The organism is Mediterraneibacter butyricigenes (assembly GCF_003574295.1).
GTDB lineage: Bacteria > Bacillota > Clostridia > Lachnospirales > Lachnospiraceae > Mediterraneibacter_A > Mediterraneibacter_A butyricigenes.
Window position 1 is genome coordinate 2311452 of sequence record NZ_BHGK01000001.1, and the last position, 14934, is coordinate 2326385.

Below are 14934 nucleotides of genomic sequence, written 5' to 3' on the forward strand. Positions count from 1 at the left end.
AAATTAGAGTAAATATGAAGAACAGTTTGTTTTGATTGAAGTGATTTTCGTCAAGGCAGACTGTTTTTTTGTTGCCTGCATTTAGAAAACAGATACCACAGAAAGGTTCTTTATTATCGATGAGCTTAAACTCCATGACACAGTAATCACACTGATGGAGAATTAAAAAACAAGAAAATTTGATAAATTTCGGAAAAAGATGTCCGATTTTGTATCTGCCAGTACAGAGTATATGAAGAGATAAATATTCAAAACACAGGAGGTACTGATTATGCAGAACAAATTATTTTTAAAGGCAGCCGATATATGTGAACTTCTGGAAGTAAAACAGACATCGGCTTATGAGATCATCTTGTGTATGTTTGAGTCATGTGACACAGAGGAATTTACAGAAATATTAGGTAAGCTGCTTGGCGGAAAACAGACTTCTAAAGTGACAGCTCACTTGGAAGCACTGGAGGAATTACTGACAGAAGAAAAGTGGAAGTAAAGTGGCAGTGAACTGACAGTAAACTGGCATGTGAATGGCATTACAATGAAAATACATGCATGTTAGAATTGATATGCTGAGAGAAATAGACCTTTGCAGACGTAATGTTTGCGGAGGTTTTTCTTTTCTCAAATTTTAAGGCGTCAGGCTGTGCCCGGAAGGGCATGGTCTTTTTTTATACCCAAAAAACAGGTTGCAGATTTGAAAAAGCTTCCTTTTTGACAGGTAGACGCTGGAAAGGAAGAGCATATCAAGATGCAGGGAAGAGGCAGGCATTATGCCATATATCCATGACTTTCGATTTGTCACAAATCAAATCAACCAAATCGACAAATCGGAGGAACAGTTATGGAAGAAAGAAAATACACATTTTACGACAGATATCAGAAGGTGAAATACGCTAATATTACAGCAGAGGAGCTGGAAGTTCTTAATATTTCTTATAATAAGGAACATTATATGTTCGATCAGCAGCATCAGAGAAATAATACAGTATTATTTTGTAGATTAGAATCAGAAAACAGTTGTGCGACAGACTTTATCGCAGATGATGGACGTGACATTGCATCAGATATCACAACAGGGATCTTCTTCAAAGAACTCTTCAGTGATCTGACAGAGAAAGAAAAGAAAATCGTGAGCGATTATTTTATTATGGGAAAACAAGTTAAGGAAACAGCAGCGGAACTGGGCATCAGCACACGTCAGGTGAGTAGAGACAAGAATAGTGCTTTGGCAAAAATGTTAAAGAGAATGAAAGCAGCTGGATATGAATCATATGCTGAGGCGGCAGGTGCATTTCTGCAGGAAAGCGATTATATTCCAACACAGATGGAAACACAGAATTCTATTATGAAGAAAAGAACCGGAGAAGTGAGATTGCCATCAGATCATAAAATGAAAAAATAAATTAAAGAAAAATTAATCATGATAATAATGTGATAATATCACAGAAAACAAATGAATTTCAGATTATAATAAAGCCATAAAAGAAAAAAACAAGGAGGACTGTAAAATGTCTGCAATTAATATCAATAAAAATAATTTTCAAAACGAAGTAATGAATTCTGATAAAACTGTCCTTTTGGATTTTTGGGCGCCTTGGTGTGCTCCTTGTCGTATGGTGGTTCCTATCATAGAGGAGATTGCAGGTGAACGCCCTGATATCAAAGTTGGTAAAATCAATGTGGATGAGCAGCCTGAACTGGCAAGTGAATTTAGTATTATGAGTATCCCAACTTTGGTGGTTATGAAGAATGGGAAGATCGTACAACAGGTTTCAGGTGCGAGACCTAAGAATGCAATTTTAGAAATGCTTTAAGGAGGAGGTGCACTAATGGGATTTTTTGATTTCCTTAAACAGGCGAATATTAATCAAGGGATAGAGGAATATAAAAGGACTGCTGGTGCAGTTCTGCTGGATGTTCGTACTCCGCAGGAATATCAGGAAGGGCATATACCAGAAAGTAAAAATGTGCCGTTGCAACAACTTAACAATGTTGTTTCAGTAGTGAAGAATACAGAAATGCCACTGTTTGTATACTGTTATTCCGGAGCCCGAAGTCGTCAAGCAACTGGGATGTTACAACGAATGGGATATTCTAAAGTAAATAATATTGGTGGCATTGCTGCTTATTCAGGAAAGGTGGAAAAATAAGATGAAGGTAATAATTGTAGGCGGTGTAGCCGGTGGAGCTACAGCTGCAGCAAGAATACGCAGACTGGATGAACACGCAGAAATTACTGTGTTTGAAAAATCTGGATACATATCCTACGCGAATTGTGGGCTTCCATATTATATTGGAGACGTGATCACAGATCCGGAAGAACTTACACTACAGACACCAGAGAGTTTTTTTAAACGCTTCCGTATTAATATGAAAATTCATCATGAAGTTATCTCCATACATCCAGATCGTAAAACTGTTTCAGTGAAAAATTTGGAGAATGGTGAGATATTTGAAGAAAACTATGATAAGCTGATCCTCTCTCCAGGTGCAAAGCCAACACAGCCAAAGCTTCCTGGAGTAGGTATTGACAAACTTTTTACACTTCGTACTGTAGAAGATACTTTTCGGATAAAGGAATATATTAATAAGAATCATCCAAAATCTGCTGTATTGGCGGGTGGTGGCTTTATTGGTCTGGAACTGGCAGAAAATTTGAGAGAGCTTGGCATGGATGTTACGATTGTCCAGCGGCCTAAGCAGCTGATGAATCCTTTTGATCCGGATATGGCATCCATAATTCATAGTGAAATGAGAAAGCACGGGATAAAACTGGTACTGGATTATACGGTAGAAGGATTTACAGAAAAGGACAATGGAGTAGAGGTTCTATTAAAAGATAATCCATCTCTTCTGGCTGATATGGTAGTGCTGGCAATCGGAGTTACACCAGACACCGCTTTAGCAAAAGAAGCCGGTCTGGAACTTGGCATCAAGGGAAGTATCGTAGTGAATGACAGGATGGAAACTTCTGTACCGGATATTTATGCAGCAGGTGATGCAGTTCAGGTAAAACATTATGTTACGGGTGATGATGCACTAATCTCTTTGGCTGGACCAGCCAATAAACAGGGCAGGATCATCGCAGATAATATTTGCGGCGGTGATAGCCGTTACCTGGGCAGTCAGGGAAGCTCCGTTATCAAAGTGTTTGATATGACAGCAGCTACTACAGGTATCAATGAAACCAATGCCCAAAAGTCAGGATTAGATGTAGATACAGTGATTCTTTCTCCTATGAGTCATGCCGGTTACTATCCTGGTGGAAAAGTGATGACCATGAAGGTGGTTTTTGAAAAAGAGACGTATCGTTTGCTTGGTGCTCAGATTATTGGATATGAAGGCGTTGATAAACGTATTGATGTGCTGGCAACAGCAATTCATGCAGGACTGAAGGCAACTCAATTGAAAGATTTGGATCTCGCATATGCACCGCCTTATTCCTCTGCAAAGGATCCTGTAAATATGGCCGGATTCATGATAGACAATATAGCAAAAGGTATCTTAAAACAATGGCATTTGGAAGATCTGGATAAGATTTCTAAAGATAAAAGTGCTGTGTTGCTGGATGTGAGAATGGTATATGAATTTAGCAAGGGTCATATTAATGGATTTAAAAACATTCCTGTAGATGAACTGAGGGAACGTATCAATGAAGTTGAGAAAGGAAAGCCTGTATATCTGATATGCCAGAGTGGGCTGCGTAGTTATATTGCCAGCCGTATTCTGGAAGGAAATGGATATGAAACATTCAACTTTTCCGGCGGCTTCCGCTTCTATGATGCAGTGATTAATGACCGTGCACTGATCGAAAGGGCATATACATGCGGTATGGATTATTAGAAATAAACAAAATATTTTTATAGTTTGATCGTAGTATAAAAAGATCCCCCATTTATTAGAATGACTTTCATAATTCTGATAAATGGAGGATTCTTTAGATGTTATAGAAAAACAGTTTTATGATCTTTGTAGTGTTTCCAGTCTTTTCGAATCAAGGATTGTGATTTTGCCGCGGGAGAGTTTGACGAGTCCCTCGCCTTGAAAGTATCGGAGCATTCGAGTGATAACTTCCCTGTGGGAACCAAGATGATTAGCAATTGTCTCATGAGTGATTTTCAGCTCGTTTGTTCCTTCAATAGAGGTCTCTTCTAAAAGAAATGAAGCAACACGCTTATCCAAACTCTTCCACATGATTTGTTCAATCAGCCACATGACATCAGAAAAACGGGTAGCCATTAACTCATTGGTATAGTTTGCGACGGGAGCAGATTCCTTCATGATGCCCTTATAGATTTCAGCAGGGATGATCCAAAGAGCAGTATCTTTTTCTGTTTCAATGGTTACTTCAAATTGAATGGACCGCATGATACATGAGGCGGATAAAAGACACATATCCATATCGAACAGACGGTAAAGTGTAATCTCACGTCCTTCATCTGAAAGTATGTAAGTTCGAAGCTGCCCGGATTTAACCAGTAATAATCCGGTACAATCCAGGTTTCCGTTGTGAATGATCGTTCCTTTTTTTACATCCCGTGTAATCAAATTGTCTGAAATTATTTTTTTCTGTGCTGTATTTAAGTCATTCCATAGTGGAAAATAATTTTCGAAGTTCATAATAGTTATCTCCTTTACGAACCTAGTATACTTTCTTTTTTAAGATGCGTCAATTACATAATTGACATATGCCATAAATAAAAATATACTGACTATAGTACATAGCGGTTGCAAATAGGGAGGGATAAATAATGCAGGGAGATGTCAGTTTTACATTTTTGGACCGAATTGAAGAAGTAGAACTGAATATTGTAGATAGACGATGGCAGTCTGCACTGGCATTGACTTTGCCAGATATTTGCGGAGAACGCTGTTGGCAGCTTCGATGTGAATATCTTCATCAAAATAAAGGATTTTTGAATGATGAAAATAATATACGCTTTCATCTTGGACTAAACTGTGGAATGTCAGTTTGTCAGTTGGACAGTATGAACATACAGGAGAACGGAAACGATATTCATATAGACATAGAACAGTTTTGTCTGAGGATGAGCAAGGCAGCAAAGAGTTATTATGATAAAGTTCATTTGGAAAAAGACTTTAGTCTCTATAATACACCAGTTTTGGATTTTATTCAGGTAACACAAAAAAAGAAAGCTGCTTCTATTATTGCGCTGGTCTGTGGCAATGAACGTTATGCAAAAGGATTAAAAGAAACATTGCAGTTTATTTCAGATCAGATCATGCTGTTTTACACACCGGAAAGTGCTAAAACAAAATTAGGCAGACATAAGCCGAATCTTTGGATTGTTACCGAAGATATGATGAGCCAACCGAATCAGCCATGGCGTGCGGACAGGACAACACCTGTAATTTTAATCACAGGCAATCCTGATGCTGTTGAAATTAAAAAGAATTCAGGAAAACTAACTGTTCTTTCTATGCCATTATCAATAGTTGATTTGCGGAAAACCGTCGAAATATATGTGTCGTGAGGAGAAGTTTATGCTATACATAATACTATTATTTGTAGTTGTATATTTGATGATACTTATGCGGAGACAGAAAGAAAAGATGAGTGAAATTAAAATACAAATAGATCAACTGCAAGCACAACATGATCGATTGCAGAAAGAAAGGGATCAGTTACAAGAACGGATGAATCATCTGGAAGAGCAACGAGAATACTTGCAAATGCAAACAGACCAGGCATTTCGGAGTGCTGATGAAATCGAGAAAATTTGCGATGAGATATGGCATCATGCTAATACCATTCACCTTTACTCTTCGTTAGCTGAAGAAGAAAGCAAATCTATAACAATGAAAAAAACAAAAAGAAATTATTCGAACAACTGAGGAGATTCTAAACATCATATATAAATATAAAGGTAATGTATAATAAAGATATGTTATTGTAATGATTAGCGTTTAAGGTAAATTCTTATGTAATAAAATCACAGAAGGATTTTACCTTTTTCAGGTACAATAGAGATACAAAATTTGAAAGGGGAACAAAGCATTGGCAAAAAGAGTGGCAAGTGTCGATAAAAAAAGATGTGTTGCCTGCGGAGTATGTGAAAATACTTGTCCGCTGGCAGTGGCCAAAGTTTACCATGGATGTTATACAGTGGTAGAAGAAACATTGTGCGTAGGATGTGGAAAATGTGCAAAGTCCTGTCCGGCAGGCTGTATTGAAATGAAAGAGAGGACAGCGATGTGAAGAAAAAGAAACATTGGTATGATTATTTATGGATATGGGCGATCCTTTATTTTGCTCTCGGTTTTTTAATGTTTTGTTCGCTTGGTTTGGGATGATTGATTTCCTGTTGCCGTTAGGAATAGCAATATTCGGTGGAAATAAATTAAGCTTGGTGGAGATTTAAAATGCTCAAGAAATAAACCAACCCCGCGATGGATGAGTTCAAAATGGTTCCGATACGGCTTTTTGATATTTTTCCTTACAATGTTTGGGAATATGGTATTTCAGACATATTTAGTTGGTGCCGGAGCATCCTCCTTGCGTGAAGCCATCAAATTATTCTGGACCTTCCGTGTTCCGTGGGGATGGACATACACTGCCGGAACAGTAGCTGATTGGGTGGCACAGTTTAGTTTTGGATTTTATAGTTTGATGCTTACATCTTTGTTGTTAGGGTTGATTGTAATGGTGTTATATAAGCCACGAACCTGGTGTACATTTTGTCCAATGGGAACAATGACGCAGGGTATCTGTAAATTAAAAAATAATGAAAAGAAGTAATACTTTAAGGTGATTCATAAAAGGCATATGTCAAAAACATTATTGACATATGCCTTTTATGGGGCTATTATATAAGAAAAGTGAGAAAGGAGCAGTTTATGCCGAGACCAGTAAAATGCAGAAAAGTTTGCCATTTCCCCAATGTTTTAGAATTTCTTCCGGCAGACGATACTGACAAAAAAACACCCATTGTTCTGACGGTAGATGAGTACGAGACAATTCGTCTTTTGGACAAGAAAGGTTATAGTCAGGAGCAGTGCGCAGCATCTATGCAAGTCGCAAGAACAACGGTTCAGCGAATTTACGAGATTGCCAGGAAGAAAATAGCAGATGCCCTCATTGATGGACATCCACTCAAAATTGAAGGTGGAGATTTCAAAATCTGTGACGGTCAGAGTAACGACTGCAGCTTTGGAGGATGTTACAAACAGGAAATTTACAAAAAATATGCAGCAGAAAAAGGAGAGGGTATCATGAGAATAGCAGTAACATATGAAAACGGACAGATTTTCCAGCACTTTGGACACACAGAAACATTTAAGATTTACGATGTCGAGGAAGGAAACGTAGTACATTCAGAAGTAGTAGATACAAATGGAAGCGGACATGGCGCATTGGCGGGAGTTCTTAATGCATTGAATGCAGATGTTCTGATCTGTGGCGGAATCGGAGGCGGTGCACAGACAGCGTTAGCGGCAGCCGGTATTAAACTTTTCGGAGGAGTTTCCGGAGATGCGGATGAAGCGGTAGAAGCTTTTATCAATGAAACACTTGAGTATAATCCAAATGTGAAGTGTTCTCATCACGAGCACAGCCACGGGGAAGGACATATATGTGGCGAGCATGGATGTGGAAACCATAGCTGTCATTAAGAAGAATAGCAAAAAATAATAAACAATACGAAAGGATGTGCCAAGGTAACGGAGTAGTTACCGCAGCACATCCTTTCTGTGTTATTTTCCAGAAAGATAGAGTGTACTTTTAGCACGATAGTTAAAGTTTGCGGATGTCGTGACAAGCTTTATGTATTGATTATTTCTTGCTTGCGGAAAGTGATGAATGGACCGTATAATAATTATTAAGCATCCAGAGAGTTCTTATTATAGATGTCAATGGAACAGAAATCAGAGTGATTAAAGAAAGACGAAGCAGATCGGTTAGCGATTGGATGGGATGTAAAGAGAGAACTTTCAATAATAAACTATCGTATCCACACAGATGCAGTAAAAGAATTTTTGATAACGCCCACATTATCTCCGCAGGAAATGGCATATAAAAATAAAGTGTATAAAAGAAATTTACGGTAAATTTGAAAACATCCAGATATATCATCCATTTTCCTTGCGAGGATGCAAGTCGAACCAGATCATATACAGATAAATTGGAGGGAATCCATATGAATCATCTTACAGATGCTGCTCATGAGAGTATGCAAAATTCAGAAGCTGCTGTGACATATATTGTGGAAGCATTGTTTTCGCAAATATTTGAGCTTGATGGTACAACAGAAGTTATGATTTCTGAAAATATTAAAAAAGGTTGTCCTCATATTTGGACAGATGCGAATTTTCGAATTGTCACAAATCGTTTGCTCGACTGGTGGATGCACAACATGCCATATCTGTATCTGGCAATGTTGGAAGATAAGAAATTTACAGATGTCTTGTATGAGAATTTAAAGAAAGTGGTTGCTTGCGATAAGGCAGGAAGACTTACGGAAAGAACATATAAGGAAGACGGTAGTGTTCGGAAGTCAACATTAGCGGAGGATACATTATTCCATGTTAATTTTACAAAATTTAATGACGTTTTGTATAAAGAACTGGCGGCAGGTCTTGAGAAATCAATGCATTCACTGGATGTGATTTCCGACAGAGTGGATGATTTTGTAAACGGTCTTACAGCGACTAAACGTGATCATATTTCATACATTGTTTGCAATTTTATGTACTTGCTGTTTGAATTGATGCATAACAATGCACTGTATGATTGGTTGGAAGCTATCAGCAGATATTATCAAGAAATGGTAACCTCACATGCTGCAGTTTATGATGAGGATGCTGATAATCCGGGAGATTTTGCGTAATACATAAAAAGGCATAAGGTCATGGGATATCCCTTTTTTGATTTCGTAAACAAATGTAGAGTATTTTAATTTGGAATCGATTGGTATATAATTGCAATAGAAAAAGGAAGCAAAACGATAAATATAAGAAATATGGATTTAGAAGGAGCGACAGAAGAAAATGATACAGGACATTTATCCGCATAAATTATACAATGAATACGATCCGATGGCTAAAGTGCAGGCGGACAGCCCTATTTTAAATATTTACGATGGAAAAATATTGGTTCAGACGGAGAAATTTGAGAACAATATCCTGGAGTTCCCATTGAAAAAGGAATTGCCTGACCAATTGGAATATACATATCTGTTCAGGGTGGATGACAGAAAATATTTTCTGTGGAAGGAGGAACTCCCGGAAGAGTCTATACCGGAAGGATATTCTTATGTTACAGAGAGAAGTCTGCGGAAAGAAGGCATTGGTCCTTGTGAAGCAGTTTTTGCAGCCACGACAGGAAAGCATTTGTCAGACTGGTACAGAGATACCTGTTATTGTGGAAGATGTGGGATAAAGATGAAACAGAATGACAAGGAACGGGCAATGCGTTGTCCATCTTGTGATTATGTGGCGTATCCACGGATTATGCCAGCGGTGATTGTTGGAGTAAAAAATAAAGATCGGATTTTGCTTACCAGATATCGGACGGGCTTTGCACATAATGCGCTGATTGCCGGTTTTACAGAGATCGGAGAAACGGTGGAAGAGACCGTGAAGCGTGAAGTTATGGAAGAAGCTGGCATCAGAGTTAAGAATCTTCATTATTACAAATCTCAGCCATGGGGGACTGCAAATGACATCCTCCTTGGATTTTACTGTGAGGTGGATGGGGATGATACCATCACCATGGATCGCAATGAGCTGAAGTATGCAGAATGGGTACAGCGAGAAGAGATTGTACTTCAGCCGGGAACCTTCAGCCTGACAAATGAGATGATGCGCAGATTTAAAGAAGGAGAGGAAATATAGGGATATTTGGGGTTACTTCATGAAATGGAATCAGAGGAAAAGCTGACCAGAAAAGAAATCAAAAATCATAGGTTTGTTTGGGTAGATTTGGAAAAGAAAATGAATCGCAGAAATAAAAATGGACATCCGTGGGAAGAATATTCCTACGGATTTTTTGGTTTCACGACGAGCCAAAGGCTAAGCTTGCCTCATGAATTCATGAAAAGCCATTTACTAAGCTTGAATTGCAGAGCAAAAGGAGAAGGAAAAAATGAACAGAAAAAGAAGTTTTCTATCTGGAAACTATTCTGGACGGGATCTGGCAAAACAATTTGGGGTGGATTTGTTCAGCGGATGTTTTATTGCCTGTGGCATCTATAATTTTGCATCGGCAGCAGGCTTTCCGATGGCAGGAGTCTCTGGGATTTCTCTGATTTTTCACCGCTTGTTTGGAACACCAATCGGTGGCATGAGCCTCCTTTTGAATGTCCCAATTGTACTGGTCTGCTTTCGAACACTGGGAAAGGCGTTTTTTGCCAGATCACTTCGAACGCTTTTGGTGGTTTCGTTTCTCACAGATTACGGAGCACCGTTGCTGCCGATTTATCAGGGGGATCGCCTGCTGGCGGCAATTGCAGCAGGAGTCCTGACAGGAATCGGTTATGCACTGGTTTTTCGCAATCAGAGTTCCACCGGAGGAATGGATTTTGTAACGCTGTCCATTCGGGCAAAACGCCCTTATCTGTCTATGGGCAAAATTGTGCTGGCGGTAGATCTGGTGATTATTTCGGCGGGAGGATGGATTTTCCGCGATCTGGATGGAGTGATTTATGGGGGAATTTTAACCTGGCTGATGAGTCATATTATTGATCAGGTCCTGTATGGACTTAGTGCCGGTAAGATGGCGATGATTGTGACGCAAGATGGAAAAAAGATTTCAGAAATGATCGGTCAGACCGCAAAAAGGGGTGCTACGATCTTTGAAGCAAAAGGTGGATATACGGGAGAACAAAAGCAGGTGGTTTTGTGTGCGGCCAGTAAAAAGCAGATGTATGAGATTCAAAAAAATGCCCGGGAAATGGATCCGGCATCCTTCACCATTATTGTGGAGTCGAATGAAGTGTTGGGAGAAGGATTTGACAGGAAGTGAAAGCAGACTTCTTTAGAAAATCTTTGGATTCTGTCACTTTTCTCCTTTAGAAAACCTGTGTATAATGAAACACAGAGAACAAGAAAGAAAAGAATGAAAAACAAACCGAAGGAATCAGAGCTATAGTGCAAAGCAAAGAGTATGAAATAAAAAGGCTGAACTACAGGAGAGCAAAAGATAGAAACAGGTATGGGAGAGGATGAAATATGGAAGTGAATCACATCTTGGTCGTTGAGGACGACAAGGAGATACGGGAAGGAATTGAAATCTATTTAAAAAGTCAGGGGTATGTGGTCTTTCAAGCGGAAGATGGGATCGAAGGTTTGGAAGTGGTGGAGAAAGAAGAGATCCATTTGGCAATTGTGGATATTATGATGCCTCGGATGGACGGAATCCGAATGACCATGAAAATCCGGGAAAAATATGATTTTCCAATTATTATGTTGTCAGCAAAATCAGAGGAAGTGGATAAGATTACGGGGCTAAATATCGGAGCGGATGATTACGTGACAAAGCCATTTACGCCGATGGAACTGATGGCGCGGGTGAATTCCCAGCTTCGAAGATACCGGAAGTTTTTAGAAAAGCTGGAACCTTCGGAAAATGTACATGTGATTGGTGGGCTGGAGATCAATGAAGATCTGGTTGAGGTGTCAGTGGACGGTGCTCCGGTAAAGGTAACGCCTATCGAATACAAGATTCTGTTGCTTCTGGCGAAGAATCCGGGACGGGTATTTTCCGCAGAAGAGATCTATGAGAGAGTCTGGCAGGAAAGGGCAATCAACACGGATACGATCATGGTACATGTGAGAAATATCAGGGAAAAGATCGAAGTGGATCCAAAAAATCCGAAATATTTAAAGGTGGTGTGGGGCGTTGGCTATAAAATTGAAAAACAACCATAAAACAGGCTGGATCATAACAATCTGTCTGCTGTTGATCTGTTCGGCAGTGATGTGTTTTGGATATTCGGCATTTGCCACAGAAATGGAAAAGTCTCTGGATGGAACAGAACTGGATCCGGAAGTGATGGAAGATATTGTAAAGCCGCTGGTTGCGGGGAATTACATTTTATACAATGAGATCAGTGGGGATTCGGATCGTTCCTTTATTCAGGAAGCGTATGATGATACGGATCAGTTCTATCTGGCGCGAAAATATATGGATAGTGCGGTTTATGGCTGGGATGGAAAATTAAAACAGGGAAATGTGTCGGAAAGTGTGCAGAAAAATCTGATGCAGGACCAGACGGAGTATGCGCTGAGAGTTCGTTTTACATATGGAGAAAATGCAGTCCTGAATGATGTACAGGTGGATGGAACTGCCGTGGATAATCAGATGCAGTACAATCTGGAAAATTATCTTCTGGATCAGGTGGAAAACAACGAGGATCTGACTGAGATTGCGGTGCCGGAACAGGCCGTGATCACTTATGGAATGACCCAGAAACAGCTGGACGGCTATCTTGCCAGTGTGGATGACATGGGAACTTATCTGAATACGATGAAATTGGCAGATAACGGAATCTATCGGATGTTTCAGTTGCTGCTGTTTGGAGTGGCAATCTTGTTGGGCTTGTGGATTCCCTGTTGCAAGGCGTGGGGAATCGGTACGGAAAAATATTTCCGGGTTCCGTTTGAAGTTGTATTACTGGTAATTGCGGGAATCGCTGCCGTGAACAGGAGTTGTGTCAGTGTAGTCTGGCGGACGCTGAATGGTTCCATGGCTTCGGCGATCAATGTGGGGCTGAATGTGTCCAAAGGAAGTGCGCAGGGCTATATTATCTGCATGGGATTAAATGTACTGATGTGGCTTCTGGTGTATGGTGCGGCATTCTGGAGTACGGTGTGTCTTCGGGCAATCTTTACAATGAAGAAGCAGTATTTCAGAGAACGGACGCTGATCGGAAAAGTGCGTGGAAAAACAATCCGTGAAGTGGGAAAACAAGTTCTGGATGTACTGAAAAAGATTTATAATGGACTGTTGCATGTGGATCTGCAGAAAAAAACAAACCGTACCATTTTGAAGGTCGTGATCTTAAATGGAATCATTTTTCTGATTGTTTCTTTTCTGTGGGATTACGGATTCCTGGCGATTTGTCTGTATTCGGTGTTACTGTTCTTTTTCCTGCGACATTATTTTGGGGATGTAAGGAAACAGTATGACAGACTTCTGGCGTCTACCAACGAGCTGGCACTTGGCAATCTGGAGGTGGGACTTGACGAAGATTACGGAATCTTTGATCCGGTGGCAGAGGAACTTCGGAAGATCCAGGTCGGATTTAAAAAGGCGGTGGAAGAAGAGGTGAAGAGTGAGCGGATGAAGACGGAACTGATCACAAATGTGTCTCATGACCTGAAAACACCGCTTACGGCGATCATTACCTATACAGATCTGTTAAAAGAGGAAACAAACAGGGAAAATCAGAAAGAATATATTGAAGTTCTGGAAAGAAAGTCTCTTCGGTTGAAAGCGTTGATTGAAGATCTTTTTGAAATCAGTAAAGCGACCAGCAAGAACGTTACGATGAATTTCATGAAAGTTGACATTGTAGGCTTGTTAAAACAGGTTGGTTTGGAGTATGATAGTAAAAGAGAGGAAGCCAATCTTGAATTTAAGTGGAAACTGCCGGAAGGCAAAGTGATTTTGTGGCTGGACAGCCAGAAGACCTACCGGATTTTTGAAAATCTGATCGTCAACATTACGAAATACGCTCTGGAAAATACCCGGGTTTACATTGAGATGGACGTGATCGGGGATCAGGTGCGGATCGTGATGAAAAATGTATCAGCCAGTGAACTGAATTTTGATACAGAAGAGATTACCGACCGGTTTGTACGCGGAGATGTTTCCAGAAAGACAGAAGGTTCCGGTCTTGGCCTTGCAATTGCGAAGAGCTTTACAGAATTGCAGGGAGGAACACTGAGAATTCTGACTGATGCAGATCTTTTCAAAGTAGAGATTGTGTTTCCGTGTATGAAGGAAGGCACGGATGGAAGAACAGAGCAGAACGAATCAGACAAATAGACAACTTCATATCTACCATGGAATTTTAGGACTTATCATAGCGGGAATCATTATATTCCTGTCTCCGCTGGGCAGCGTACTGGGGCTTTACGGGACAGGAGTGAATGAGCTCCTGCTATTTGCATGTGCAATTCTGATTGCAAAAACAGCCGGAGCAGACCTGGAAAAGGTATTCCCACTCCAGACACCGACGTTTCGTCAGACGGCCGGAACGGTGATTCTCTGGATTGCATCCATGATTTTGATGACGGTGGCAACGCTGATTATGACGGTGCTGTTTCCCACGGAAGTCGGGGAAGTGAGTTCCGGCTTGATGTCTGCATTTTTAAGTGTTCCATTGGAAATGCGGATTTTAATCATTGTGATTTTGCCGGCAATCTGTGAGGAAATGATCTTTCGCGGACTGTTTCTGCACAGTCTTTTAAGGCCGAAAATCATGCGGCAGAGAAAATGGATTCCGATCATCATAAGCGGACTGGTTTTCGGAGCGTTTCACGGAAATCCGGTTCGTATGGTGCCAACAGCATTTCTGGGAATCATGATGGCCTATCTGGTGTTGGAAACAGACAACATGTTTTATAATATGCTGTTTCATGGAATCAATAACGGAATATCGATCCTTTCTACCATAGCGGTGGGAGCAATTCCGCAGGAGAGTGAGACCTTGCAGCTGACTGAGATTACAGCGACGGGAAGAGAGTATGTGCTGTTTTCGGTGGGAATTTATTTATGTTTTGCAGCGGTGGTTCCCTTCCTGATATATCTGGGGCGGTATCTGATTCACTGCAAAGCAGGAGAAGAGCGTAAAAAACTGTTTCCAAAGGGAAACCCATGGATCCCGCTGATGCTTCTGGGGATTTCTGCATTGCTTTTTGTGGCGGGACTGGTAGTGATGATCGGTGCTGTGGGAAATATGATTTGACAGGAAA

At 40.3% G+C, this 14934-nt stretch carries 16 protein-coding genes and 2 pseudogenes; 17 read left to right on the forward strand and 1 reads right to left on the reverse strand.

The window, feature by feature from the left end; all coding sequences use genetic code 11:
• The first annotated feature begins 271 nt into the window (after positions 1-271).
• The 5 genes from KGMB01110_RS15445 to KGMB01110_RS11415 all read left to right on the forward strand — a co-directional run bounded on the left by KGMB01110_RS15445 (position 272) and on the right by KGMB01110_RS11415 (position 3840).
• On the forward strand, positions 272-490 hold the full coding sequence (locus KGMB01110_RS15445) for a hypothetical protein (protein ID WP_243112801.1): 219 nt from the start codon (positions 272-274) through the stop codon (positions 488-490).
• 348 nt (positions 491-838) lie between these two features.
• Positions 839-1399 (forward strand): sigma factor-like helix-turn-helix DNA-binding protein, encoded by a 561-nt coding sequence (locus KGMB01110_RS11400; protein WP_119298425.1) that lies wholly within the window; start codon positions 839-841, stop codon positions 1397-1399.
• Between the two features lie 76 nt (positions 1400-1475).
• A complete protein-coding gene (gene trxA, locus KGMB01110_RS11405; protein ID WP_330508284.1) occupies positions 1476-1811 on the forward strand; it encodes a thioredoxin in 336 nt (111 codons plus the stop codon).
• Positions 1812-1826: 15 nt separating this feature from the next.
• Positions 1827-2147 (forward strand): rhodanese-like domain-containing protein, encoded by a 321-nt coding sequence (locus KGMB01110_RS11410; protein WP_117888005.1) that lies wholly within the window; start codon positions 1827-1829, stop codon positions 2145-2147.
• A 1-nt stretch (position 2148) separates the two neighbouring features.
• Positions 2149-3840: an FAD-dependent oxidoreductase gene (locus KGMB01110_RS11415; RefSeq protein ID WP_117888006.1), complete on the forward strand. Its 1692-nt coding sequence runs from the start codon at positions 2149-2151 to the stop codon at positions 3838-3840.
• A gap of 117 nt (positions 3841-3957) precedes the next feature.
• On the opposite strand, the gene KGMB01110_RS11420 is transcribed toward KGMB01110_RS11415, so the two are convergent.
• Complete coding sequence (locus tag KGMB01110_RS11420) at positions 3958-4617, reverse strand: Crp/Fnr family transcriptional regulator (RefSeq protein ID WP_119298426.1); 660 nt, start codon at positions 4615-4617, stop codon at positions 3958-3960.
• Between the two features lie 131 nt (positions 4618-4748).
• Here KGMB01110_RS11420 and KGMB01110_RS11425 point away from each other — a divergent pair, with 131 nt between their 5' ends.
• The 12 genes and pseudogenes from KGMB01110_RS11425 (at position 4749) to KGMB01110_RS11480 (ending at position 14927) form a co-directional block, all read left to right on the forward strand.
• Positions 4749-5492 (forward strand): response regulator, encoded by a 744-nt coding sequence (locus KGMB01110_RS11425; RefSeq protein WP_119298428.1) that lies wholly within the window; start codon positions 4749-4751, stop codon positions 5490-5492.
• Positions 5493-5571: 79 nt separating this feature from the next.
• Positions 5572-5853: a hypothetical protein gene (locus tag KGMB01110_RS11430; protein ID WP_170141718.1), complete on the forward strand. Its 282-nt coding sequence runs from the start codon at positions 5572-5574 to the stop codon at positions 5851-5853.
• 163 nt (positions 5854-6016) lie between these two features.
• Positions 6017-6217 (forward strand): 4Fe-4S binding protein, encoded by a 201-nt coding sequence (locus KGMB01110_RS11435; RefSeq protein WP_117603281.1) that lies wholly within the window; start codon positions 6017-6019, stop codon positions 6215-6217.
• A pseudogene (locus KGMB01110_RS15900) lies at positions 6214-6757 on the forward strand (4Fe-4S binding protein). Before KGMB01110_RS11435 ends, KGMB01110_RS15900 begins: the two are co-directional and overlap by 4 nt.
• Before the next feature lie 98 nt (positions 6758-6855).
• Positions 6856-7629 carry a NifB/NifX family molybdenum-iron cluster-binding protein gene (locus tag KGMB01110_RS11445; protein ID WP_117603283.1) on the forward strand — a complete coding sequence of 258 codons (774 nt, stop codon included), beginning with the start codon at positions 6856-6858 and terminating at the stop codon, positions 7627-7629.
• A gap of 261 nt (positions 7630-7890) precedes the next feature.
• Positions 7891-8031 (forward strand): annotated as a pseudogene (locus KGMB01110_RS15905) (KilA-N domain-containing protein); the annotation flags it as partial.
• A 122-nt stretch (positions 8032-8153) separates the two neighbouring features.
• Positions 8154-8843: a hypothetical protein gene (locus tag KGMB01110_RS11455; RefSeq protein ID WP_119298432.1), complete on the forward strand. Its 690-nt coding sequence runs from the start codon at positions 8154-8156 to the stop codon at positions 8841-8843.
• Positions 8844-9003: 160 nt separating this feature from the next.
• Positions 9004-9849, forward strand: a complete 846-nt coding sequence (gene nudC / locus KGMB01110_RS11460; protein ID WP_119298433.1) for an NAD(+) diphosphatase — start codon at positions 9004-9006, stop codon at positions 9847-9849.
• Between the two features lie 250 nt (positions 9850-10099).
• Entirely contained in the window at positions 10100-10978 is an 879-nt protein-coding gene (locus tag KGMB01110_RS11465) for a YitT family protein (RefSeq protein ID WP_117603286.1), read from the forward strand.
• 206 nt (positions 10979-11184) lie between these two features.
• A complete protein-coding gene (locus KGMB01110_RS11470; RefSeq protein ID WP_117888011.1) occupies positions 11185-11883 on the forward strand; it encodes a response regulator transcription factor in 699 nt (232 codons plus the stop codon).
• On the forward strand, positions 11855-14005 hold the full coding sequence (locus tag KGMB01110_RS11475) for a sensor histidine kinase (protein ID WP_243112802.1): 2151 nt from the start codon (positions 11855-11857) through the stop codon (positions 14003-14005). Before KGMB01110_RS11470 ends, KGMB01110_RS11475 begins: the two co-directional genes overlap by 29 nt.
• A complete protein-coding gene (locus KGMB01110_RS11480; RefSeq protein WP_119298435.1) occupies positions 13971-14927 on the forward strand; it encodes a CPBP family intramembrane glutamic endopeptidase in 957 nt (318 codons plus the stop codon). Before KGMB01110_RS11475 ends, KGMB01110_RS11480 begins: the two co-directional genes overlap by 35 nt.
• The last annotated feature ends 7 nt before the right edge of the window (positions 14928-14934 follow it).